This window comes from Rhodococcus sp. 5A-K4 (assembly GCF_046097995.1).
Lineage (GTDB): Bacteria > Actinomycetota > Actinomycetes > Mycobacteriales > Mycobacteriaceae > Rhodococcus_F > Rhodococcus_F erythropolis.
Genome location: NZ_JBJURM010000009.1, coordinates 203651 through 224974 on the forward strand (window position 1 = coordinate 203651; position 21324 = coordinate 224974).

Here is a 21324-nt window from a genome sequence, read left to right on the forward strand (position 1 = left end):
TGCTAACTTACCAAGCAATCGCTTGGTTTGGTACACAGACGTAAGGAATCCCGATATGGGCATCAGCACCTCCTCCGACGGAACCGGCATCACCACGGTCACCATCGACTACGCGCCGGTCAATGCAATCCCGTCCAAGGGATGGTTCGAGCTTGCCGACGCCATCCTCGACGCGGGCAAGGATCTCAACACTCACGTGGTGATCCTGCGAGCCGAGGGACGCGGATTCAACGCCGGCGTCGACATCAAGGAGATGCAGGCGACCGAGGGATTCGACGCACTGGTCGCCGCCAACCGCGGTTGCGCCGCGGCCTTCGCAGCCGTCTACGACTGCGCTGTACCCGTCGTCGTGGCCGTCAACGGATTCTGTGTCGGCGGTGGCATCGGACTGGTCGGCAACGCGGATGTGATCGTCGCTTCCGACGACGCGATCTTCTCCCTCCCCGAGGTCGACCGCGGTGCACTCGGCGCTGCCACGCACCTCTCACGGCTGGTGCCGCAACACATGATGCGCACGCTCTACTACACCGCACAGAGCGTCGACGCCCACACACTCAAACAGTTCGGCAGCGTCTACGACGTGGTCCCGCGCGAGAAGCTCGACGAGTGCGCTCGCGAGATCGCCGCAAAGATCGCCGCGAAGGACACCCGCATCATCCGGTGCGCCAAGGAAGCCATCAACGGCATCGACCCGGTCGACGTCAAGGGCAGCTACCGACTCGAGCAGGGCTACACCTTCGAACTCAACCTCCTCGGTGTGTCCGACGAACACCGCGACGAATTCGTCGCCACCGGCAAGCCGCGCGAGAACGCAACCCAGAAGGAAGGCTGAGACAAACATGGCTAGCAAGCGTGACAAGACGAAGTCGCTCGACGAGGTAGTCGGCGAGCTCCGCAGCGGAATGACGATCGGCTTGGGCGGCTGGGGATCTCGCCGCAAGCCGATGGCCTTCGTGCGTGCGATTCTGCGTTCGGACATCAAGGACCTGACCGTGGTCACTTACGGCGGACCGGATCTCGGGCTGCTGTGCTCGGCCGGCAAGGTCAAGAAGGCGTACTACGGTTTCGTGTCCCTGGACTCCGCACCGTTCTACGATCCGTGGTTTGCCAAGGCGCGCACCGCCGGTGAGATCGAAGTCCGCGAGATGGACGAGGGAATGGTCAAGTGCGGCCTCGAAGCCGCTGCCGCTCGCCTCCCCTTCCTCCCGATCCGCGCAGGCCTCGGTTCGGACGTCCGCAACTTCTGGGGCGACGAACTCAAGACCGTCACCTCCCCGTACCCCGAGGCCGACGGCCGCTCCGAGACCTTGATCGCGATGCCTGCACTCAACCTCGATGCGTCGTTCGTTCATCTCAATCTCGGTGACAAGCACGGCAATGCCGCGTACAACGGTGTCGACCCGTACTTCGACGACCTGTACTGCATGGCCGCCGAAAAGCGTTACGTCTCCGTCGAACGCATTGTCGAGACCGAGGAACTGGTCAAATCCGTTCCACTGCAGAATCTTCTGCTCAACCGCATGATGGTCGACGCCGTCGTCGAGGCCCCGAACGGTGCCCACTTCACGTTGGCCGGCGAAAGCTACGGCCGCGACGAGAAGTTCCAGCGTCACTACGCCGAGGCCGCCAAGACCCCCGAGTCGTGGCAGACGTTCGTCGACACCTTCCTCTCCGGCAGCGAAGAGGACTACCAAGCCGCAGTAAAGAAGTTTGCCGATTCATCAAAGGCAGGGGAGCAGGCAAAATGAGCGAATCCACCGTCACCCGCGCAGAGTACGTTGTTCTCGCGTGCGCTGAAATCTTCTCCGGTGCAGGCGAAATCATGGCCAGCCCGATGTCGACGTCGTCCACCATCGGCGCTCGCCTGGCTCGGCTCACCACCGAACCCGACCTGCTGATCACCGATGGTGAAGCCCTCATTCTCGAGGACACCCCGGCAGTCGGAACGAAGGGCCCCATCGAAGGATGGATGCCTTTCCGCAAGGTGTTCGACGTCGTCGCTTCGGGCCGTCGCCACGTAGTCATGGGCGCCAATCAGCTCGATCGCCACGGCAACCAGAACCTCTCCGCCTTCGGCCCGCTTCAGCAGCCGACGCGTCAGATGTTCGGTGTGCGCGGCGCCCCGGGCAACACCATCAACCACGCGACGAGCTACTTCGTCCCCAAGCACTCCAAGCGAGTGTTCGTCGACAAGGTCGACGTGGTGTGCGGTGTCGGCTACGACCAGATCGATCCCGAGAACCCGGCATACAAGTACCTGAACATCCCCCGCGTTGTCACCAACCTCGGTGTCTTCGACTTCGGTGGACCGGGAAACACCTTCCGCGCGCTGAGCCTCCATCCCGGCGTCACCGCCGAAGAGGTAGCCGAGAACACCTCGTTCGAGGTAGCCGGACTCGCCGAGGCCGGTATCACCCGTGACCCCACCGCCGAAGAGCTCCACCTCATTCGCGAGACCCTCGATCCGCGCAACCTTCGGGACCGTGAGGTCTCGGCATGACCCCTACTCTGAAGACAGCACTGACCGAACTGGTCGGTGTCGAGTACCCGATCGTGCAGACAGGCATGGGCTGGGTTTCCGGGCCAGCACTGACGTCGGCGACGGCCAACGCGGGCGGTCTCGGCATCCTGGCTTCGGCCACGATGACCTACGACGAGCTCGAGCACGCGATCAAGAAGACGAAGCAGCTCACGGACAAGCCGTTCGGTGTCAACATGCGTGCCGACGCCACCGACGCGCCGCAGCGCGCGGACCTGCTGATCCGTGAGGGCGTCAAGGTCGCGTCGTTTGCCTTGGCTCCCAAGAAGGAACTGATCGCCAAGCTCAAGGACCACGGCATCGTCGTCGTACCGTCGATCGGTGCCGCGAAGCATGCGGTCAAGGTTGCATCTTGGGGCGCGGACGCCGTCATCGTCCAGGGCGGCGAAGGTGGTGGTCACACCGGCGGTGTGGCAACGACATTGCTTCTCCCCTCGGTTCTCGACGCGGTCGATATTCCGGTCATCGCCGGTGGCGGATTCTTCGACGGCCGCGGGCTGGCCGCAGCGTTGGCGTACGGCGCTGCCGGTGTCGCCATGGGGACGCGTTTCTTGCTCACCAGCGACTCTTCGGTGCCGGACTCCGTCAAGCAGGAATACCTCAAGCGAGGACTGACGGATACGACGGTCTCACGCAAGGTCGACGGCATGCCTCATCGTGTGCTCAACACCGACCTGGTCAACAGCCTCGAAGGTTCCAGCTATGCAACCGGTTTGATCGCTGCTGCCAAGAACGCCACCAAGTTCAAGGCAATGACAGGTATGAAGTGGTCGACGCTCGCCAAGGACGGCCTCGCGATGAAGCGCTCGGGTGACCGCACGCTGATGCAAATCATCATGGCGGCGAATACCCCGATGTTGCTAAAGGCCGGTCTGGTCGAGGGCAATACGGAAGCCGGCGTGCTTGCCTCGGGTCAGGTTGTCGGAATGATCAACGATCTGCCCAGCTGCAAGGAACTGATCGAGAACATCATGGAGGACGCGGCCAAGCGTATCGACGCGCTTGCGGCTCTTCGCTGACGCAGATTCATCCGAGTGCGTCTCCCCCACTGCGCTTTACGCGGAGTTGGAGGAGGCGCACTCTGCGCATTGCCGAGCTAACCGGTCTGCTGGTGACGACCACCCGGCACCTCGAAATACTGGGAGATTGCCACCGCGGCCATCTGTACCGGTGCAACGTGTCGATCGTCGATCTTGCCTCGAACGAGTGGGCCGCTGATCGACAGACCGACTTCCGCTTCGCCCAGCGCACCCACCCTCACACCGATGCAGCCGAGACCCGAAGTACACGTACCGAATACGACGCCGTACCGATGGTTGGCTATTGCGGAATGTTGCGCGACCGTCGAACGGCGGCCCGCTGCCAAGAGTGCCTTGCCGATTGCCGAGGATCGCGCCGGGATGCGAGAGCCGACGCCTGTCTGGAGGTCAGGTATCGCCTGGCTGCCGATCTTCTGAAGGTATCGTACGTTGCTTCCCTCGAGGACCCCGAGATGTACGGCCTGATTGGTGACGAGGTGCAGGTTGTACAACAACGGCACCACCACCCTCTCGAACTTGTTTCGATACAACGAGATTGCCCCAAGATCGCCGAGTTTGTCGCCGATTTCGTACTCGAGGCCTTCTCTGCGAAGCCAATCCATCCTCACTAGCTTCAGAAGCATCCTGTGCACGGACGATCGCGGAATCCCGGTTCGACGGGCCACCTCGCCCAGCGTCAACCGCGGCGTGTCACGAAAGCAATCCACTACCATCGCCAACCTGTCGAGGGTTGACATAGGGATGGGCTCTTCTGTGATCGGTCCGACCGACATGGCGTCTCCGTTTCGGTGATCCGCCCGTCGAGAGGACAGCGCTGGGCGTGCTCTGCTGACTGCAAATCTGGGCCTTCACCGGACGAACCGCCAGGGCGTTTCCCACCGTGCGGGAGACAAACCTGCCTGGCCACTCCACCTGCAGCTATACCGATCACCGGTTACCCCCGTTGAACCTGGACCAACTCCTCACCACAGTGGCCAACACAGATCACTGAACAAAGGACGACGTTTTGACCACAGACGTGACGACCACAACGGACCTCGGCGAAGTCGACGAGATCCGCATGATCGACGAGGGCGCTGCGCCCGAACGTTTTGCCCGCGGATGGCACTGCCTCGGACTTGCAACGGATTTCCACGACGGGAACCCACATCCGATCGAGGCCTTCGGCACCAAGCTTGTCGTATTTGCCGACAGCCAGGGCGAATTGAAGGTCCTCGATGCCTACTGCCGTCACATGGGCGGCGACCTCAGTCAGGGCACGGTCAAGGGCGATTCAGTCGCCTGCCCCTTCCACGACTGGCGTTGGGGCGGCAACGGCAAATGCACCGCGATCCCCTATGCACGCCGCGTTCCACCGCTTGCCAAAACTCGCGCCTGGACCACCCTCGAACAAGACGGACTGCTCTTCGTCTGGCATGACCCCGAAGGCAATCCGCCTCCGGCCGAAGTCGCCATACCGATAATCAAAACTCCGGACCACGAATGGACCGATTGGGTATGGAAGTCAATCGTCATCGACACCAACTGTCGAGAAATCGTCGACAACGTCGTGGACATGGCGCACTTCTTCTACGTGCATTTTTCGTTTCCCACTTACTTCAAGAACGTCTTCGAGGGGCATGTCGCCATCCAGGAGCAGAGCGGTATCAACCGCGACGACATCGTGACCTGGACGGATCCCGACGTGCCGCAGTTGGTCTCGAACTTCTCGGTGGCCGCCTATCACGGACCGTCGTTCATGATCGATGATCTGGTGTACCAGTACGAAACGTTCAAGGTGGATTCGGTTTTGATCAACTGCCACTATCCGGTCAGCCCGAACAAGTTTGTCCTGATGTACGGCATCACCGTCAAGAAGACCGAGGAACTTCCCGCCGGAATAGCGGACCAAACCGTCGACGCGATGATCGGTTACATCGGCGTCGGATTCGAGCAGGACATCGAGATCTGGAAGAACAAGACCCGCATCGACAACCCACTACTCTGCACCGAGGACGGTCCGGTCTACCAACTGAGGCGGTGGTACGAACAGTTCTACGTCGACGTCGCCGACGTCACGCCCGAGATGATCGATCGATTCGAATTCGAGATGGACACAAGCAAACCCATCGAGGTGTGGAAACAGGAGGTTGCAGACAACCTCGCACGCCGTGCAGGAGCAGCGCAGTGACCATGGAACCAGTGGACTGCGAGCGGTGTGGAACATATGTCCTCGTCGAGAAGAACAGCTGGCAACATACCTCGACTCAATGGCGATCGGATCCGCACAACGTGTGTTCGGAGTATCGCGAAGACAAGGCGTCGCCGAAAATTCGCACCGGAACTTGTTCGGCATTAAGAGATTCCATCAACCGAGCTGCAGTCGACGGGAGACTCACCGTTCCAGATTGACCTAGCGCGCGCCCACCGCATCCACCTCGTCGCCGGCCATCACAGCGGCCAGCTCTGATGCCAATGTTCCATTGTTCTCCACGACTACGGTGTCGCAGCCTTGCCACATTGCGGTTCTACGAAGGAGCTCAGCCAGACGCGGTGCAGTGTCGGCATCGGCGGTGGGCTCGGCCCAAGCAGCGCGCACGAGTAGCCGACGGCTCTGTCGGTCGTTCTTGAGATCGACTCGCGCGCAGATATTGTCGTCGATCAACACGGGGAGCACATAGTAGCCGTGAACCCGCTTGTGTGCGGGAGTATAGATCTCGATCCGGTAGTGAAAGTCGAAGAGCCGCAACGCTCGATCGCGCGCCCACACTACCGGATCGAAGGGCGACAACAGAGCCTCGGTTCGGATCGACCTTGGACGCTTTGCCTGTGGATCAATCCATACCTCGCGAGGCTTGCCACGACGCTCCCAGCCCTCGACGGAAATACTGCGTACATTGCCGGCGTCTTCGAGCTCACCCAAGGCAATTCGTGCCTCAGCGCTCGGCAGCCGAAAGTAGTCGGCGATATCGTCGAGCGTACCGAGTCCGTGGGCCTTCACACCACGCAGCACCAGCTCACGGATCGCGTCCGATCGATCGATCCTCGCATCGAGGATCTCGGGCGCGAGCATGTGTTCGGCAAGGCCGTATCGACGTTCGAATCCTGCGCGACCCGCCGATACCACTTCGCCCCAACGGAACAGAGTCTCCAGCCCGACTTTCACGTCCGACCACCCCCACCACGGGCCGCGGCGTGTATTCGCTTCATGCTCGACTTCGCTCGCCGCCATCGGACCGTTTTCACGCAGTTCGTTGCGCAACCAGTCGAGGAAGTCGCGCCGATCAGACGCCCATCCGTTCTTGTCGCTCAACGCTTTGTCACGAAACTGGTCCATGCGCCAACGAAAGAGCGGCCACATGTCCACCGGCAGGAACGTCGCTTCGTGTCCCCAGTATTCGAGGTACCCCGACTCCGGGGAGAAGGTCAGCTGATCAAGCCTGGACTTGTCGTAGGCGCCCAGTCGCGCATAAACGGGCAGGTAGTGACTGCGTTCGAAAACGTTGACCGAGTCGATCTGCAAGACCTGCAGCCGGTCCATGACGCTGACCAGATTGCGCCGCGTCACCGTTGCCGGGTGTGATTTGCCGAACCCTTGAGCGGCGAGCGCTATTCGGCGGGCAGCTGCCAGAGACACGACTTCGCTCATAGCCGACCACACTACGCACGCCGTCCGACAAGTTTCAGGGCGGCGAGAAGTTCAGGGCGGCGAGAAGTTCAGGGCGGCGAGAAGTTCAGGGCGCCGGAGCCTGGCGGCCGAAGAGAACTGCTGACATGAACGTCTGAAGTGTGGAGGCGTTTTCTGCAGCAACATCGAACTTCATCAAGCGTCCGATGTCGGGGACCAGGTTCAAAGCAGCGTGAACCAGGAACTTCGCCTCTATCGCCGAAAGGTCCGGACGAATTTCGCGAAGTATCCGCGCCCACTCGACCACGTACAGCTTCTGGCGATTCTTCAGATCGCTTCGATGTCCCGGCAGAAGGTTGTTCATCTCGGAAAAATAGACCGACATCAATTCATGTTGTGCAAACGACAACTCCACGTACATCGCCGACAGTGCGCGCAGCGCTTCCTCCGGCGACGTCGCAGACTCGAATACTGCTGCCGTCGCAAGGTCCAGACGGTCTGCCGCTCGATAGAACACCGCCCCGAGAAGTTCCGCTTTGCTCGGAAAGTAGCGGTACATCCCGGAAGCGTTCAAACCCGCAGCGGCTGCGATCTCTTCGATACTGACGTCGTGGTAACCGCGAGAATCGAAGAGCCGCACGGCTTCCTGTAGCAGACGTTCACGCTTGTTCGTCGTCACCGACCGCGTCGACACAGTTTGCTCCGACCGCCGCGATGTAATTGCACTCCCACCGTGTTCGATCGACAGACAAGCGTCGAGAAGAACTTGCTCCATCCGACGTTGGGGCAGTATCAGATTGTGAGCGGTGATGCTGCCGATCACGCTGAACATCGCTGAGGTGAGGATAGTTTCGGCACGAGCACTCGCCGGCGGTTCGGAGCGTGAAAGATGCAGTGCAACTCGGTGATTGACAGCAGCTGCCTGAGCTCGGACCGATTTCCGATCGGCAGCGTCGAGAAACCGACTCTCCCACCGGTAGATCCCGGCTGTGCGCCGATTACGCACCGTCGTTCGGATCACAGCGAGCAAATCCTCGCGTAGGCGCTCCCGGTCAGTTGCATCGGCGGCGACGGAGACCGCATCGAGTGCACTCTCGAGCGCGTCGGTCAATTCCAGTGCCGCGTGGCGGAACATCGCATACTTGTTCGGAAAATGCCGATAGAGTGCCGAACCCGAAATACCGACGGACGACGCAATATCCTCGACGCCTACGGCAGGATATCCCCGTTCGCTGAACGCAATTGCAGCCGCAGCGGCGATCTTCGCCTTGCGGTCCTTCGGACGTCGCTTGACCGACTCCGATCCCGCTGCTCGAAGGATTACACGCGAGGTCTGTTCGTCAACTGTCTGCGCATCGACAGACTGCTGTCTCGGGCTCACTCGCGCACCCCCTCTCTCAGCCCCACCAGACACCAAACCGATCCTTTTGCGAATGAGCATAATCATAATCGCTGCGCGCCATCGGAAACTTTCGAGATTCCACTGTATCCACGTTCTATATACGCTGCTAACTGCCCTAACTTTAGGTTGCCATCAACTGCATCGCCCCGATCATCGATGCTGAAGCTCGAGAGAATTCTCGTTAACAAAGCCTTGCCCTGTGGTCGAAACCAGGGGTAGGGTCACCGCTCGAAGCGGCCCCTCCCTCCCCGGTCGGGACATCGGACGACGGCTTCCGGAATTTCGATGAACTTAAGCCGAGGACACCACCCGACAGAACTCATATTGCCACGTCAAAGCGCTGACCGTCGCAGTTACACCGAAAACTCACCCGAGAATTTTCGTTCACATAATGCTTGCCACGTCACATATATGTGTGAGATGCTTCACAAGCAGTTCGCTCGACCGCCAGCGTCCGAACAGTTCGACTTTCGTGCTGAACCATGTTGATCTGCAAAGGAATTCAATTAGATGACGTACGAGCTACCAGCCCCGAAAGGCCCGGTACGAGACGTAGCGTTGCAGGGGGGCTATCTGATCGGATTCTCGGTGCAGGCACTGTTCGGCCTGTTCACGGCAATCCTCCGCAGGCGACTCTCGTTGCACGAGACGATCACTCAGACGCTCTTCATCGGTCGCGTCAGCACTGGTCCGTCGCTGCTCCTCATGATTCCGATCGGTGTCTTCATCGCGGTGTCGGTCGGCGAACTGGCCGGCCGCATCGGTGCCGGTGGCTACTCGGGCGCCGTCGTGGCATTCATCATCGTCGGACAGGCCGCAGCACTGGTGTGCGCGTTGATGATGGCCGGTGTTGCCGGGTCGGCGATCTGCACCGATCTTGGTTCGCGAAAGATTCGCGAAGAGATCGATGCCATGGAAGTGATGGGCATCGATGTGATCGAACGCCTGGTAGCTCCGAGATTGGTTGCGGCAGTGATCGTCTCCCTCGCACTGTGCTCGATGGTGACCTTCGGCGGAGTGATCGCGTGCTATCTGTACCACATCTACGTGCAGCATCTTCCGGCCGGAACGTTCATGGCAACGTTCAGCCAATACGGTCGATCGTCCGACTTCGTCATGGCTTTGGTGAAAGCCGCGATCTTCGGCCTCGCTTCGACTTTGGTGGCCACTTTCAAAGGTCTCCATGCAAAAGGCGGCCCCCGCGGCGTTGCCGACGCAGTCAACGAGGCCGTCGTCATTGCGTTCGCGCTCGTCTTCATCGTGAACACAGTGTTGTCCGCGTTGTACACCGTAATCGTCCCGGCAGTCGGTGAATTCTGATGTCGCTCGTCGATCTCCGTGTTCGAGCCCGTCAAGCGAGCAGACCCCTGCGAACCGCAGGTGACGGCCTCGTCTCCCTCGGTCAGCACGTCACTTTCTACGTCCGCACCATCGCATCGATCCCTTTTGCGCTCACCAAGTACCGCAAGCACGTACTCGGTCAGATCAGCGAGGTCAGCTTCGGCACGAACTCCTTGCTGTCCGGCGGCGGCACCATCGGGATCGTCTTCGCGATGTCGCTCGCCGCGGCAATGATGTTGGGCGTCGAGACTCACCGGGGCCTCGAACTCGTCGGGATGACCTCGCTCTCGGGCATGCTGTCTGCGGTCGCGAACACCCGTGAGCTTGCCCCTGTTGTCGTCGCTATCGCGTTGGCTGCCAAGGTCGGAACGGGTTTCACTGCCCAGATCGGGGCTATGCGCATCTCGGACGAGATCGACGCCCTCGACTCGATGGCGATCAGATCCATCCCCTTCCTCGCGGGTACGCGGGTGATCGCTGCCATGATCTGCGTCATCCCGATCTACATGATCGGGCTGCTCGCCAGTTACCTGTCGACCCGACTGGTCGTCGTGTTCTTCAACGGTGCATCGGCAGGTACTTACGACTACTTCTTCCATCTGGCGATCTCGCCGCAGGATCTCCTGTACTCGGGCCTCAAGGCCGTGGTGTTCGCCGCTGTTGTCGCGCTGGTTCACTGCGCGTACGGCTACTATGCCTCCGGTGGTCCGGCCGGCGTCGGGCAGGCTGCCGGGCGCGCGCTCCGTACTGCGATCCTCGCGATCGGAATCCTCGACGTACTGATGACTTTCGCGCTGTGGGGCCTCGTGCCCCAGATCCCGGGAATGGGGGTCTGAGCCGTGGACAGACTCACTACACACACAAAGATCGTGTACGCCCTTCGCGGCGCGATCGCCGTAGTGGTAGCCGTCGCCGCCGCTGTGACAATGGTTCTACGCGGTTCGGGAAACCTCGAGCAGAGCACCGACATCTTCGTCGCTGTTCCAGCCACAGCCGGTCTCATCAGCGGTGAAGCTCCGGTTCGGTACCACGGCGTCAACGTCGGCCGAATCGGCGAAATCGAATCAGGCACCGCCGAATCCGTTGTGCAGTTGCAGATTCAGACCGATGACGCGTCGAAGATTCCCGCCGACGTGGTGGCCCGCGTCGTTCCGCGAACGTTCTTCGGCGACATCTACATGCAGCTCGTGGACAGTCCGAATGAGCAGGGCCAGACGACTCTGTCGGACGGAGACGAGATCCACATGGACGACGGTCCCGAAGCCGTTGCGCTCTACGACGTGTACACCAAGTTGGTGGGCGTCCTCACCGCGATGCAGCCCGAGAAGCTGCAGACAGCCCTGACTGCGCTGGGCCAGGCACTCGACGGAAACGGAGCCGAGATCGGTACCACGATAGACAATCTCAGTGCCGCGTCCGGCGTACTGACACCCGCCGCACACCATTTCCTCGAATCGACACCCGAATTCAAGTCGGTCGTCGACGCGTTGGACCGCGCGACCCCCGACATTCTCGATACCTTGGCAGCCGCCACAACCGTCTCGAACAACATGGTCGCCAACAGAGCGAATCTCGAGTCCTCGATCGGCGCGGCCGCAGTCTTCGCCGCTACCGTCGACGATTTTGTCGTGGAGAACAACCGAAACATCATCACTGTGATCGATTCCGCCGGAAAGATACTCGCAACCACCGCGGCCAATCCCGGAGGACTGCGTTCCACCCTCGCCAATGCCAGTACGTTCGGCGCCGCGGGCGCGCGGGTCTTCGCCACCGGTAAGTTCGACATCACAGCAGTTGCCACGTTCGCCGAACCGCTCCCATACACGGGCGATGATTGCCCGCAGTACGGGGACTCGCGCGGCGCGCAGTGTTCAGGCTCCAACCTGACGCCTGCACAACCCGCCAGTGCCCCGGTCGTGGGCGGCGAAGCCGAAGCGGCCACGCTGCGATACCTCGAAGATCAACTACTGGGCGGCTCGCCGGAACGCTCGGACACCCCCAACCCGGCAACAACACTGATGTTGGGGCCGATGGTCAGGGGAAATGAGGTGACCGTCCCGTGAAGGTCCGTCCTGGCCAGGTAATTCGGTTGTCACTCTTCTGTCTCACCGGCATCGCTTGTGCGTCGTTCGTGGCGAACACGTTGTCGGTCCCGGTCCGCGGAAGCACTGATTCGTATTCGTTCGAGTTCACCGATGTCGAAGGCCTCAACCCGGGTAACCCGGTCACGATGTCCGGTGTGCGTATCGGCCGCGTGGACTCGGTTGCGTTTGCCGACAACGGCGGCGGCACGAGCAAGGCGATCGTCGACGTCGAAATCGAGTCGCAATATTCCCTCGAGTCGGATGTCCGTGCCGCCGTGCGCTACGGCGACATGCTCGGTGCTCGATATCTGGCACTGACGCAGGACGACAGCGCGACAACGGTATCCGCACGACAGCTCGAACCAGGTGACACGATACCGCTGGCGCAGACAACACCGCCGATCAACTTGACGGCACTGATGAACGGGTTCAAACCGTTGTTCGCCGCGCTGCAGCCCGAGCAGGTGAACACGCTCACGCGAAGTTTTGTCGAAACCTTCAACGGCCAGGGCCAGGCGATGACCACCCTCCTCGACCAGATCGCGACCATGAGCTCCGGCCTTGTCGACCGTCAGGACGTCTTCGCACAACTACTCACGAACATGAACACTCTTCTCACCTCCGTCGACGAACGCCAACCCGAATTGGTCGGTCTGCTGGACGGTTTGAACGATCTGAGTACTTCCGTCGTCGGGCAGAACGATCAACTGGTCTCGCTCTTGGATCAGGGAAACCGAACTGTCTCGTCGTTGGCTCAGATCATGGCCGGGTCGAACGGCGCATTCGGTCAGACCGTGCAACAACTCGAAAGTGTCACCGGGAGTTGGATTGCGAGCACCGACGAGTTCAACAGACTTCTCGCCAACCTTCCCCAGTTCGCCGACGCCGCCAACCGGATCGGAAGTTACGGAAGTTTCATCAGCCTGTATCTGTGCAATTTCACTCTGAAGGCAGGCGACATGGAAGCCAACATCTTCGGTCCGACACATTCGCCGGTGTGCTCATGATGTTCCTGGTCAAGCTGATCGACGTGTTCGTCGGCATCATGCTCTTCCTGTTCAAAGGAGATCGCCGTCGCAGCGGTAGCGGCACCGCTCTCGCCCTGGGTAGTCTCGGAATCTTCGTTCTGGTGGTGGGACTCGGCGCCGCCTTGGGCATTCCGAAGCTCTGGTACAACGTACGCACGTCTGCATACACAGCGGAGTTGGCCAATGCCAGCGGGCTTTCCGACACCGATCCGGTTTACGTGGCCGGGGTTCCCGCGGGCCGAGTGGATTCGATCGACCTTGCCGGCGACCACGTCGTCGTCAACTTCCGCTTGGACAAGGACCAGCCTTTGGGAAACCAGAGCACGGCGACTGTCAGGCTCAAGACGGTCCTTGGCAAGCGCTACCTGGAGATCGTGCCGGCCGGAGTGGTCGACGACTCCGATGCGCGGGTCATCCCGCTCTCCCGCACTACCGTGCCGTACAGCCTCGACGACGTCAGCAGTGATGCCACTACTGCGGCCACCGGCGTCGACCTACAGGCGATGGAGTCCATGATGAACACCCTTTCGGAGGTGATTCCAACTGATTCCGATCAGGTGGGCCGGGCGCTGGCCGGAATCAGCGGCGCCTCGGCGGCTTTCGCGCAGAACAGTGAACAGATCGACCAGATTCTCATCATGTCCCGCGAGCTGTCGGACATGGCTGCGGCACAAACCGATTCGATAGTCGGTACTGCGGCCAATGCTCAGACGATCGTTCGTACTCTTGCGATGCGCAAGGACGCACTGACTCAACTGGTCGACAACCTGACAATCATCATCTCGAAGCTCTCCACCACTTTCGTCGATCGTCAGGACGAGTTCGGAGCCATGACCGACAACCTCGTCGAGGTCACCACCACGCTGAAGAACAACGCAGATCAGATCGACCTGCTGTTGACTCGTCTTCCTTCCGCGCTGCGTTCGGTCACCGATTCCACCGGCACCGGCAATTGGACCGACGTCAACGCGCCGGCCGCCGTGATCCCGGACAATCTGCTCTGCGCGCTCGGCATCATGGAGGGCTGCAAGTGAATACACGAAAAGCCGTCACGGCCATGCTGGTCGTGACCCTGGCGATTGCACTCCCCGGTTGGTACATCTTCGGACGAACGGATCAGTCCAAGACCGTCTACGCCGATTTCAGCTATGCCGGCGGAATCTACGAGGGAAGCAAGGTCACCGTCCTCGGAGTCGGCGTCGGGACGGTCACGTCGGTGGAACCTCGCGGAACTTCTGTTCGAGTAGCGATGTCGATGCCCAACTCCGTGGACCTGCCCGCCGACGCCTCGGCCTATGTCCTCAATCCATCGGTGATCAGCGATCGCCACATCGAACTCGGCCCGGCTTACACCGGCGGAGAGACGCTGAAAGACGGCGACCAGATTCCGATCGAACGTGCCCACTCCCCCATAGATTTCGACGGCTTGATGGGAAGCGTCAGCACTTTGGCCGACGCATTTGCCGGGGATGGGGGCAATCTCGGCGATCTCGTGAGCCGCGGCGCTGCCGGATGGCAGGGCCAGGGTGATCAATTCAACACCGCAATTCGCAACCTCAGCACGGCAACCGGAGTTGTCGGCGCTCGGTCGGAAGACATCGGTGCCCTTGTCGACAATCTCAACACCTTGATGAATGCTCTGGACGCACGGCAGGTCAGCCTCGACGAACTTGTCGGTGACCTCGGCACATTGGGCGATCAGTGGGCGAACCAGAACATGGACATCTCACAGCCTCTGCAGGATCTGCAGGTGGTCTTCGACCAGTTGAACAGTTTCATGACAACTCACGGCGATGATGTCGGTGCCATAGCCGACAACGTGCGAGTTCTCGGTGACACTCTGGCTGCCAAAGAACCCGGCCTCGCCGAGTTCATGGACCTGGTGCCGTTGATGATGCAGAACCTCTCCCAGACAATCGGTCCTGATCAGCGCGGGCGCATTCGGCTCAACGTCTCGACTGCATTGACTCAGTTCGCGGTTGCGAAACCGCTGTGCGACACCTACAAGTTGCCGATCTGTACCGGAGCCGGGTTCACGAATCCGATTTCCTTCCCCCTCAGCACTTCTGATCCGCTCGGAATCGCCTCCGCGATTTCCGGCGGAGCCGTCCCCGGAGGTGGCAATTGACGCGGCAATCGGTTCGAATAGTCGCCGGTCTCGTGATCATCGGCGTGGGTTCTGTGGCCGTGTTCGCCTTCGGCGGCTGTAGCGCAGGCATTCAAGACCTACCCCTGGGTCGTTCGGCCGACGGTGATGCGTACAACGTGGCGCTGCAGCTGGCCGGCGCCGACGGCCTGGTGTTGGGGGCAGACGTCCGCAGCGGCCAGAAAGTCATCGGTCGAGTATCCGCGCTGTCCGCCGACGTCGTCGGAGCCGATGTGACGCTGAGTCTGGACGCCGCGACGCCGTTGCCGAACAACGTCGAAGCATCCGTCGAACTCCCGTCCGCACTGGGCAACCCGTTCATCAGACTATTGGTGCCGGAGGTTCCGTCCGGCTCGATGCTCAGCGACGGCGACACAATTCCGGAGTCTCGCACCGAGATCGGTCCGCAAGTCGAAAGTGCGCTTGCCACGCTCGGTACGGTTCTGACCGGAAGCGGCATCGATCAACTCGATACCGTGGTGCGCGAGCTGAACACCGCGTTTTCCGGGCGCTCCGGTGAAGTTCGTTCTCTGACCGACACCCTGACCTCGCTCATGGCAGAGGCAAGCAGTCACCGCAGCGAGTTCGACGAGGCCGTCGACCTCGCTGCCCGGGTCTCCTCCCAACTGGCCGGCCAACGCGTAGTTGTCGACAACTACCTCGATTCCGTTCCACAGGTGGTGTCGATTCTCGTGGGACAGAAGGATCAGATTGCAAGCCTGTTGAACTCGACCGTTCAGCTCGCCACCAACGCAAACACCATCCTCGACTCGTCACCCGACGGCCTCGACGCGATGCTGCACGATGCGTCGACCGTTGTCGGGACTCTGGATTCGTTCAACTCGGAGATCGGTCAGACACTGGCGAATATGAACGGACTGCTCGAGAACTTCACCAGTGCAGTCCAAGGTGACTACCTCGTTTTCGACGGCGCCCTGGATATTCCGGGAACGATCGACAAGCTCTGGAACGGCGGGATGGCCGGTCAATCGATCGCACCGGCGGGAACTCTCACCGATCTACTTCAGGGAGGTCTGCGTTGAGTCGCCTTGCGCTTGTTCAACTTGTCCTGTTCGCTCTGATCGCTGCTGTGGTAATCCCTTTCGGAATCGTCTACGTGGTCGGCCCTCAGGGTTTCGGTGGCCAAATCCGGCTGCACGCCAACATGTCCGACGCCTTCGGGCTGACCAAGGGCACGGTCGTCACGTATCGCGGCGTACAGGTGGGGAAAGTGAGTGAAGTCGAACTCGACGCAGGCACCCGCTCGGCTCGGGTGGAACTCTCACTCAACGACAACACCGAGATACCTACCGACAGCGTCGCCAAGGTGACGATGGGAACCGCAGCCGGAATTCAGAATGTCGACATCTATCCCAACACAGACCACGGCCCGTATCTTCGGGACGGCGACGAAATCGCCATGCCCGCGGATCAGCAACCGGTCCAGATGAGCCAGTTGATGCTTCAGGCGTCCGGTGTCCTGGAAGGGATTGATCCGCAAGCGATCAGCGACATCGGGACCGAATTGGGAAATTCGTTCAACGGGCTCGGCCCGAGCTTGGCGACGATGATCGACAACGGTGGGACCATGTCCGCGCAGTTGAACGACCAGTCGGCCGAACTCGCCGCGCTGCTGTCGCGAACCTCCACGTTGGTGGACTCCATGGCGACACAATCGGATTCGTTCGTCCGAGGAATGGCAGCTGCCAAGAACTTCACCGAACAACTCGAATCCAACGCTCCGGTACTGATCTACCTCACCGATCATTCGCCCGCCGCCCTGAACAGCGCTCAACAGTTGTTCGACAAGTACCACAACACTTTCGGAGCGGTCCTGGCCAATCTCGTCACTGTCGCACCGATCATCTCCGACCGCACAGACGCCCTCGAAACCGGACTTGTCACGATTCCTGAAGGTCTCGCCAAACTGGCATCCATCGTCAAAGGCGATCGCGCCGACTTTGCCTTGGTTGCCACACAGGGGCCGGTCTGTAACTACGACACCCCTCGGCGTGAGGTCGGCGATCTGTCTCCCACCAGTCCAAGTCTGGCGATGTACTGTCCCCCCGCCGACGACCTCGTCCAACGCGGAGCACAGAATGCTCCCCGCCCGAACGACCTCGGATTGCAGAACTCGACGGTCCCCGGTACGCCGATCGGACCGCCCGTCGTCGCAGATCCGATTCTCGTCCCGACCGGAGTCGAAGCCCTGAACTACTGGAGATTGATGTTGGAAGGACTGGGAAATGGCACACGGTGACAACGCACTACTCGACGAGGCTGAAGCCGCGGTGGCCGAACATCCGACTTCTCCGTCGCTACTTCGCCGCCTCAAGGAGCCACGCAACGCACTGATCTCACTCATAGCGGTAGCGCTGGTCGCAGCATTGGTGGTGCTCGGATTCCAGATGTACTCGGCGAATCAGGAAGACACGCTGCGGCAGGAGGCTTTGGACACCGCGCGGGATTACTCGACCATCATGTCCTCCTTCGACTATCAGAACCTCGATGCCAACAAAGACAGCATCGCCTCGATGTCGACCGACGAGTTTGCCGGCACCTACCGAACGATGGTCGATTCACTGCGCGAAGTCGTCGCCGGGGGGCAAGGCCAGGCGAGCGCAACGGCGACAGACGTCGGCATCGAATCGCTGGACAATTCGTCGGCCAAGGTGCTCGTGTTCGTCGACCAACAAGCGAAGAATGTCGCAGCGCCAGAGGGAAACACACAGAAGTACCGCATGGTCGTGTCCCTGGTCCGCTCGGACGACCGGTGGCTCGTGAGCAACGTCGAGACCAAGTAACTCACCACGCGCGGAGGAAGATCCATGCCCACTCACTACCTGGATTCGGAAAAGTCCGAGTCGTCTCTTCGGACCGATCAGACACGCATCACCATCACGGCGGAGCGTAGGCGGTGGGCACGTAAACCCGCACACATCACCGACGCACTCGATTTCTGGTCGTTCGCCGGAGCCGCTGCCAACGTCATCCTGCAACTCGGTTGGCCCGAGGTGGCGTACGGCGTCATGGAGAGCAAGGTCGAATCTGGTGCTCTGACAGCGCATCCGTGGAAGCGCGCACGAACCACAACGCAGTACCTGACGGTCGCGATCCTGGGCAACGAGGAAGAGCGAAAGGCCTACCGCGAGGCCGTGAATTCGGTACACCGACATGTGAAGTCGGATGCGAACAGCCCGGTCAAGTACAACGCCTTCAATCGCGAACTCCAATTATGGGTTGCTGCTTGCCTGTTCATCGGTTTCGAAGACAGTCATCAGTTGCTGCACGGCAAGATGTCGGAAGAACAGGCGGAGTCGTTCTATCAGTCCGCATCGACTTTGGGAACGACACTGCAGGTCACCGAAGAGATGTGGCCGGCCACACGCGCAGACTTCGAGCGCTACTGGAACCTCGGTTGCGAACGCGTCGTGATCGACGAACGCACCAAGCAGTATCTGATCGACCTGGTCAATCTACAGATGATCGCTTGGCCGATACGCCTGGTATTCCGAAACTTGTTGCGGTTCCTGACGGTCGGATTCCTTCCACCGATCTACCGCGACCAACTCGACCTCGAGTGGACCGAAGACGACCGCCGCCGGTTCGAACACCTCTTCATTTTCGTGTCGTTCGTCAACAGGTTCATTCCACGCTCCGTTCGTCAGGCCGGCAACACCATTCAGATGCGCGACATCCGTCGTCGGATCAAGGCGAGCAAGAATCTCGTCTGAGCCAGCAGCGCGTAATTCGTTTTCAATTCTGCTGCCCCACAGGTAAATCGGGACGGTCGGTCGACAATAGATCGCGGTTCGACACAGCCTCCTGTGTGACCAGAACTGGGGCCGGAAAATCGACAAAACCGGCCGATCGAGCGCCACATTCGCCACATACCGACGCCATCAAGACGCATTTCCAGTGACTTGCATCACACTTTATCTCGATTATGTAACGCCGAGAGAGGTGGCATATCGCCACGCCACCTGGGAAAACACTCTTTGATGCATTTCTGTTGCACAAACATGCGTCGACACGCCGACCCGTGACCAATCCGTAATCATCTCTTATGGTTGGTGACAGCCCGATCAACCGGGCATTACCGAATCGCCACCGCCCGTCCCACCCCGCGGTTCGGACTCGACAACATTCCTAGTGGTGGGAGCGGAGCTGAGACGGTCACCGTCCTCCGTCGGCGGGACTCGAGAGGATTTACCAAAAATGACCAAGACCACCGTTACCCGTGCCCTTGCCTCTGTCGCCGCAGCCGGAGCCCTCGCAGCCGGAGCCCTCGGACTGAGCGCCGGCACCGCATCCGCAGCCACCCACGACTGGTCGGGTGTCGCAGAATGCGAATCTTCGGGCAACTGGGCCGCGAACACCGGAAACGGCTACTACGGCGGGCTCCAGTTCAGCCAGAGCACGTGGGAAGCCTACGGCGGAGCCGGCAGTGCCGCCAACGCCAGCCAGGCAGAACAGGTCCGCGTCGCGGAAAACGTCCTTGCCGGTCAGGGTGCCGGCGCGTGGCCCGTTTGCGGCCAGTACCTCCGCTGATCCCAGCTCACATACTGCGTCGCTGCCCGGCGTTCGTCGAGAATTCGACGGACCCCGGGCAGCGTCGTACACCGATACCTATTTCCCACCACCACTACTGTTGAAAGATGTTACAGCGGTGCGTGATCCGTCGGGATGCCGCGGAGCGAGCGAGGTATATCGACTCGCCTTCCGATCCCCCATCATCCCGCGAAGAATTGTCGACAACCTTTGGAGCATCCTTCTGAACCGGTTGCGAGAACTGACCGGCGCAGCCGTAGACGCGTACGGGATGGGCTCCTTGCGCACGTAGTGCTCCATAACCCCAGTTTAGCCGTGTTTCGATGCCGAAATGCTCGAATACGGCGATGCCTCGCGGCCCTCATGGTGCCCGAACAAACTGTTCCAGCGAACTCGGTGATCCATCCTTGACCAGGCGTGCAAACCTGTCGGGTAAATCGCGTGGCCCGAACACTTCTCGACCATTGTGTGACAGAAGGCGGTCAACGCTCCACCACTCGAAGTGCTCGACCAGCTCGGCGGCCAGCGCTTCGCGCCCCAACGACCCACAGGGCTCGAATGCGGCCGCTACCGGCACGAGGAAGTAGTCGTTGATCGCACCGTCCCAACCCGGCAATATCGTCGGATCATGGATCTCCTCATGCCACACATGGGTGGCGGCGCCGTAGTCACGCAAGCCGATCTCCTCGTCCAATTCGCGCGCGAGCGCCTCGGGCGGGGTTTCGTCTCCTTCCAAGCCTCCTCCCGGAGGACACCAGACCGTCAGCCCGCCCCCGGGTGCGATGAATCGGTAGAGCAGAAGACGGGACTGGCCGTCAACGACCAATCCCCTGGCCGAATGCCTCAGACGCATGAGAACACTGTAAAACCCGGTTCACGCTCTGGAACGGTGGATGTGCCGTACTCGCATCAGTACCCAATCACCGTCACGCTCCGCGCTCGTAAATTATGAGCCTAAGGGAAATCCCAACTCAACCAGCCCTGGTCGACACTCGGAATCCAACCGCCGCATGGCTGTCCGTGCTCCAGCGCCAAAACGACGTCCTCCAACAGCGCGGCGACAGAGGGCCAGGCTGTCCCTTGGTCGGCGCTGTCCCCGAGGAATTCGCGTACACATCCGCTCGCTTGACCGGCCCGCGTATCGACGAACAACAGATCGCCCCGAATGTTGGCGGCTATGGGAATGTATGCCGCCAAGAACGTGTCAGCCACCGTTCCCGCTGGCTGATCAAGCAAAGCGATGCCGCCGACGGCTGTTGTCGTCTCTCCCCACTCTGTCGTCGTCGATTCCCACACAGACGCGACACGATCCAAAGGCAACGGTTGAAACTCCGGAAATATCAGGGCCGAGTGCCCTCCGTCGGGGTTTCCGTTCTGCAAGCCGAACCACGTCCGTAGCTCGGTCGGCCACGTCCTGCCCGTAAATGTTTCCACGGATTTCAGGACGTCCACTGACGCGGGCGGGTCGATAGCGGCAGCCGTGACCGGGGCTTCCCGCTCAAACCAACCGTTAAGCCTGCGCCAGTGCTCTTCAACGCTCATGAATGCACGCTATCCCGGCCTCCTGACACTGCGCAGTCCCTCCA

Annotated in this window: 20 protein-coding genes and 1 pseudogene; 16 read left to right on the forward strand and 5 right to left on the reverse strand. The window is 60.7% G+C overall.

Going from position 1 to position 21324, the window contains the following annotated elements; genetic code table 11:
• Positions 1-55 precede the first annotated feature (55 nt).
• From echA20 to ACKAMS_RS14710, 4 genes are read left to right on the forward strand one after another with little or no spacing between them, the layout of a single operon-like run.
• Complete coding sequence (gene echA20 / locus ACKAMS_RS14695) at positions 56-832, forward strand: (7aS)-7a-methyl-1,5-dioxo-2,3,5,6,7,7a-hexahydro-1H-indene-carboxyl-CoA hydrolase (protein WP_003945611.1); 777 nt, start codon at positions 56-58, stop codon at positions 830-832.
• A 7-nt stretch (positions 833-839) separates the two neighbouring features.
• Positions 840-1748, forward strand: a complete 909-nt coding sequence (ipdA, locus tag ACKAMS_RS14700) for a cholesterol ring-cleaving hydrolase subunit IpdA (RefSeq protein WP_019746969.1) — start codon at positions 840-842, stop codon at positions 1746-1748.
• On the forward strand, positions 1745-2500 hold the full coding sequence (locus ACKAMS_RS14705; protein WP_019746968.1) for a CoA-transferase subunit beta: 756 nt from the start codon (positions 1745-1747) through the stop codon (positions 2498-2500). Before ipdA ends, ACKAMS_RS14705 begins: the two co-directional genes overlap by 4 nt.
• Positions 2497-3558 (forward strand): nitronate monooxygenase family protein, encoded by a 1062-nt coding sequence (locus ACKAMS_RS14710; protein WP_019746967.1) that lies wholly within the window; start codon positions 2497-2499, stop codon positions 3556-3558. Before ACKAMS_RS14705 ends, ACKAMS_RS14710 begins: the two co-directional genes overlap by 4 nt.
• A gap of 77 nt (positions 3559-3635) precedes the next feature.
• Here ACKAMS_RS14710 and ACKAMS_RS14715 read toward each other — a convergent pair whose 3' ends face one another.
• Complete coding sequence (locus ACKAMS_RS14715) at positions 3636-4352, reverse strand: IclR family transcriptional regulator (RefSeq protein ID WP_003945819.1); 717 nt, start codon at positions 4350-4352, stop codon at positions 3636-3638.
• A gap of 287 nt (positions 4353-4639) precedes the next feature.
• Here ACKAMS_RS14715 and ACKAMS_RS14720 point away from each other — a divergent pair, with 287 nt between their 5' ends.
• Positions 4640-5749: a Rieske 2Fe-2S domain-containing protein gene (locus ACKAMS_RS14720; protein ID WP_044480553.1), complete on the forward strand. Its 1110-nt coding sequence runs from the start codon at positions 4640-4642 to the stop codon at positions 5747-5749.
• A 222-nt stretch (positions 5750-5971) separates the two neighbouring features.
• On the opposite strand, the gene ACKAMS_RS14725 is transcribed toward ACKAMS_RS14720, so the two are convergent.
• On the reverse strand, positions 5972-7207 hold the full coding sequence (locus tag ACKAMS_RS14725; RefSeq protein ID WP_408989182.1) for a winged helix-turn-helix domain-containing protein: 1236 nt from the start codon (positions 7205-7207) through the stop codon (positions 5972-5974).
• 85 nt (positions 7208-7292) lie between these two features.
• Positions 7293-8567, reverse strand: a complete 1275-nt coding sequence (locus tag ACKAMS_RS14730) for a TetR/AcrR family transcriptional regulator (RefSeq protein WP_408989183.1) — start codon at positions 8565-8567, stop codon at positions 7293-7295.
• A gap of 531 nt (positions 8568-9098) precedes the next feature.
• Here ACKAMS_RS14730 and ACKAMS_RS14735 point away from each other — a divergent pair.
• From ACKAMS_RS14735 to ACKAMS_RS14785, 11 genes and pseudogenes are all read left to right on the forward strand, one after another.
• Complete coding sequence (locus ACKAMS_RS14735) at positions 9099-9908, forward strand: ABC transporter permease (RefSeq protein WP_046377962.1); 810 nt, start codon at positions 9099-9101, stop codon at positions 9906-9908.
• A complete protein-coding gene (locus tag ACKAMS_RS14740) occupies positions 9908-10765 on the forward strand; it encodes an ABC transporter permease (protein ID WP_003945491.1) in 858 nt (285 codons plus the stop codon). Before ACKAMS_RS14735 ends, ACKAMS_RS14740 begins: the two co-directional genes overlap by 1 nt.
• A 33-nt stretch (positions 10766-10798) precedes the next feature.
• On the forward strand, positions 10799-11992 hold the full coding sequence (locus ACKAMS_RS14745; RefSeq protein WP_408989184.1) for an MCE family protein: 1194 nt from the start codon (positions 10799-10801) through the stop codon (positions 11990-11992).
• Positions 11989-13020: an MCE family protein gene (locus tag ACKAMS_RS14750; protein WP_020906290.1), complete on the forward strand. Its 1032-nt coding sequence runs from the start codon at positions 11989-11991 to the stop codon at positions 13018-13020. Before ACKAMS_RS14745 ends, ACKAMS_RS14750 begins: the two co-directional genes overlap by 4 nt.
• Entirely contained in the window at positions 13020-14075 is a 1056-nt protein-coding gene (locus ACKAMS_RS14755) for an MCE family protein (RefSeq protein WP_024487760.1), read from the forward strand. Before ACKAMS_RS14750 ends, ACKAMS_RS14755 begins: the two co-directional genes overlap by 1 nt.
• Entirely contained in the window at positions 14072-15169 is a 1098-nt protein-coding gene (locus ACKAMS_RS14760) for an MCE family protein (protein WP_408989185.1), read from the forward strand. Before ACKAMS_RS14755 ends, ACKAMS_RS14760 begins: the two co-directional genes overlap by 4 nt.
• Positions 15166-16230: an MCE family protein gene (locus ACKAMS_RS14765; RefSeq protein WP_042950842.1), complete on the forward strand. Its 1065-nt coding sequence runs from the start codon at positions 15166-15168 to the stop codon at positions 16228-16230. The genes ACKAMS_RS14760 and ACKAMS_RS14765 overlap by 4 nt, the downstream gene beginning before the upstream one ends.
• Complete coding sequence (locus tag ACKAMS_RS14770; RefSeq protein WP_020968479.1) at positions 16227-17447, forward strand: MlaD family protein; 1221 nt, start codon at positions 16227-16229, stop codon at positions 17445-17447. Before ACKAMS_RS14765 ends, ACKAMS_RS14770 begins: the two co-directional genes overlap by 4 nt.
• A complete protein-coding gene (locus ACKAMS_RS14775) occupies positions 17434-17991 on the forward strand; it encodes a hypothetical protein (RefSeq protein WP_046377959.1) in 558 nt (185 codons plus the stop codon). The genes ACKAMS_RS14770 and ACKAMS_RS14775 overlap by 14 nt, the downstream gene beginning before the upstream one ends.
• 24 nt (positions 17992-18015) lie before the next feature.
• Positions 18016-18921, forward strand: coding sequence for an oxygenase MpaB family protein (locus tag ACKAMS_RS14780; protein ID WP_020968478.1), 906 nt, complete (start codon positions 18016-18018; stop codon positions 18919-18921).
• 484 nt (positions 18922-19405) lie between these two features.
• Positions 19406-19732: pseudogene (locus tag ACKAMS_RS14785) on the forward strand (transglycosylase family protein); the annotation flags it as partial.
• Positions 19733-20099: 367 nt separating this feature from the next.
• On the opposite strand, the gene ACKAMS_RS14790 reads toward ACKAMS_RS14785, so the two are convergent.
• Both ACKAMS_RS14790 and ACKAMS_RS14795 read right to left on the reverse strand, forming a co-directional pair.
• A complete protein-coding gene (locus ACKAMS_RS14790) occupies positions 20100-20591 on the reverse strand; it encodes an NUDIX domain-containing protein (protein ID WP_195791490.1) in 492 nt (163 codons plus the stop codon).
• A 101-nt stretch (positions 20592-20692) separates the two neighbouring features.
• On the reverse strand, positions 20693-21280 hold the full coding sequence (locus ACKAMS_RS14795; RefSeq protein ID WP_141752395.1) for a hypothetical protein: 588 nt from the start codon (positions 21278-21280) through the stop codon (positions 20693-20695).
• Positions 21281-21324 lie beyond the last annotated feature (44 nt).

Excerpts from the sequence above, each read along its gene's own strand:
- echA20 (WP_003945611.1), top strand. The coding sequence starts at position 56 with ATGGGCATCAGCACCTCCTCCGACGGAACCGGCATCACCACGGTCACC.
- ipdA (WP_019746969.1), top strand. The coding sequence starts at position 840 with ATGGCTAGCAAGCGTGACAAGACGAAGTCGCTCGACGAGGTAGTCGGC.
- ACKAMS_RS14705 (WP_019746968.1), top strand. The coding sequence starts at position 1,745 with ATGAGCGAATCCACCGTCACCCGCGCAGAGTACGTTGTTCTCGCGTGC.
- ACKAMS_RS14710 (WP_019746967.1), top strand. The coding sequence starts at position 2,497 with ATGACCCCTACTCTGAAGACAGCACTGACCGAACTGGTCGGTGTCGAG.
- ACKAMS_RS14715 (WP_003945819.1), bottom strand. The coding sequence starts at position 4,352 with ATGTCGGTCGGACCGATCACAGAAGAGCCCATCCCTATGTCAACCCTC.
- ACKAMS_RS14720 (WP_044480553.1), top strand. The coding sequence starts at position 4,640 with ATGATCGACGAGGGCGCTGCGCCCGAACGTTTTGCCCGCGGATGGCAC.
- ACKAMS_RS14725 (WP_408989182.1), bottom strand. The coding sequence starts at position 7,207 with ATGAGCGAAGTCGTGTCTCTGGCAGCTGCCCGCCGAATAGCGCTCGCC.
- ACKAMS_RS14735 (WP_046377962.1), top strand. The coding sequence starts at position 9,099 with ATGACGTACGAGCTACCAGCCCCGAAAGGCCCGGTACGAGACGTAGCG.
- ACKAMS_RS14740 (WP_003945491.1), top strand. The coding sequence starts at position 9,908 with ATGTCGCTCGTCGATCTCCGTGTTCGAGCCCGTCAAGCGAGCAGACCC.
- ACKAMS_RS14755 (WP_024487760.1), top strand. The coding sequence starts at position 13,020 with ATGTTCCTGGTCAAGCTGATCGACGTGTTCGTCGGCATCATGCTCTTC.
- ACKAMS_RS14775 (WP_046377959.1), top strand. The coding sequence starts at position 17,434 with ATGGCACACGGTGACAACGCACTACTCGACGAGGCTGAAGCCGCGGTG.
- ACKAMS_RS14780 (WP_020968478.1), top strand. The coding sequence starts at position 18,016 with ATGCCCACTCACTACCTGGATTCGGAAAAGTCCGAGTCGTCTCTTCGG.
- ACKAMS_RS14790 (WP_195791490.1), bottom strand. The coding sequence starts at position 20,591 with ATGCGTCTGAGGCATTCGGCCAGGGGATTGGTCGTTGACGGCCAGTCC.
- ACKAMS_RS14795 (WP_141752395.1), bottom strand. The coding sequence starts at position 21,280 with ATGAGCGTTGAAGAGCACTGGCGCAGGCTTAACGGTTGGTTTGAGCGG.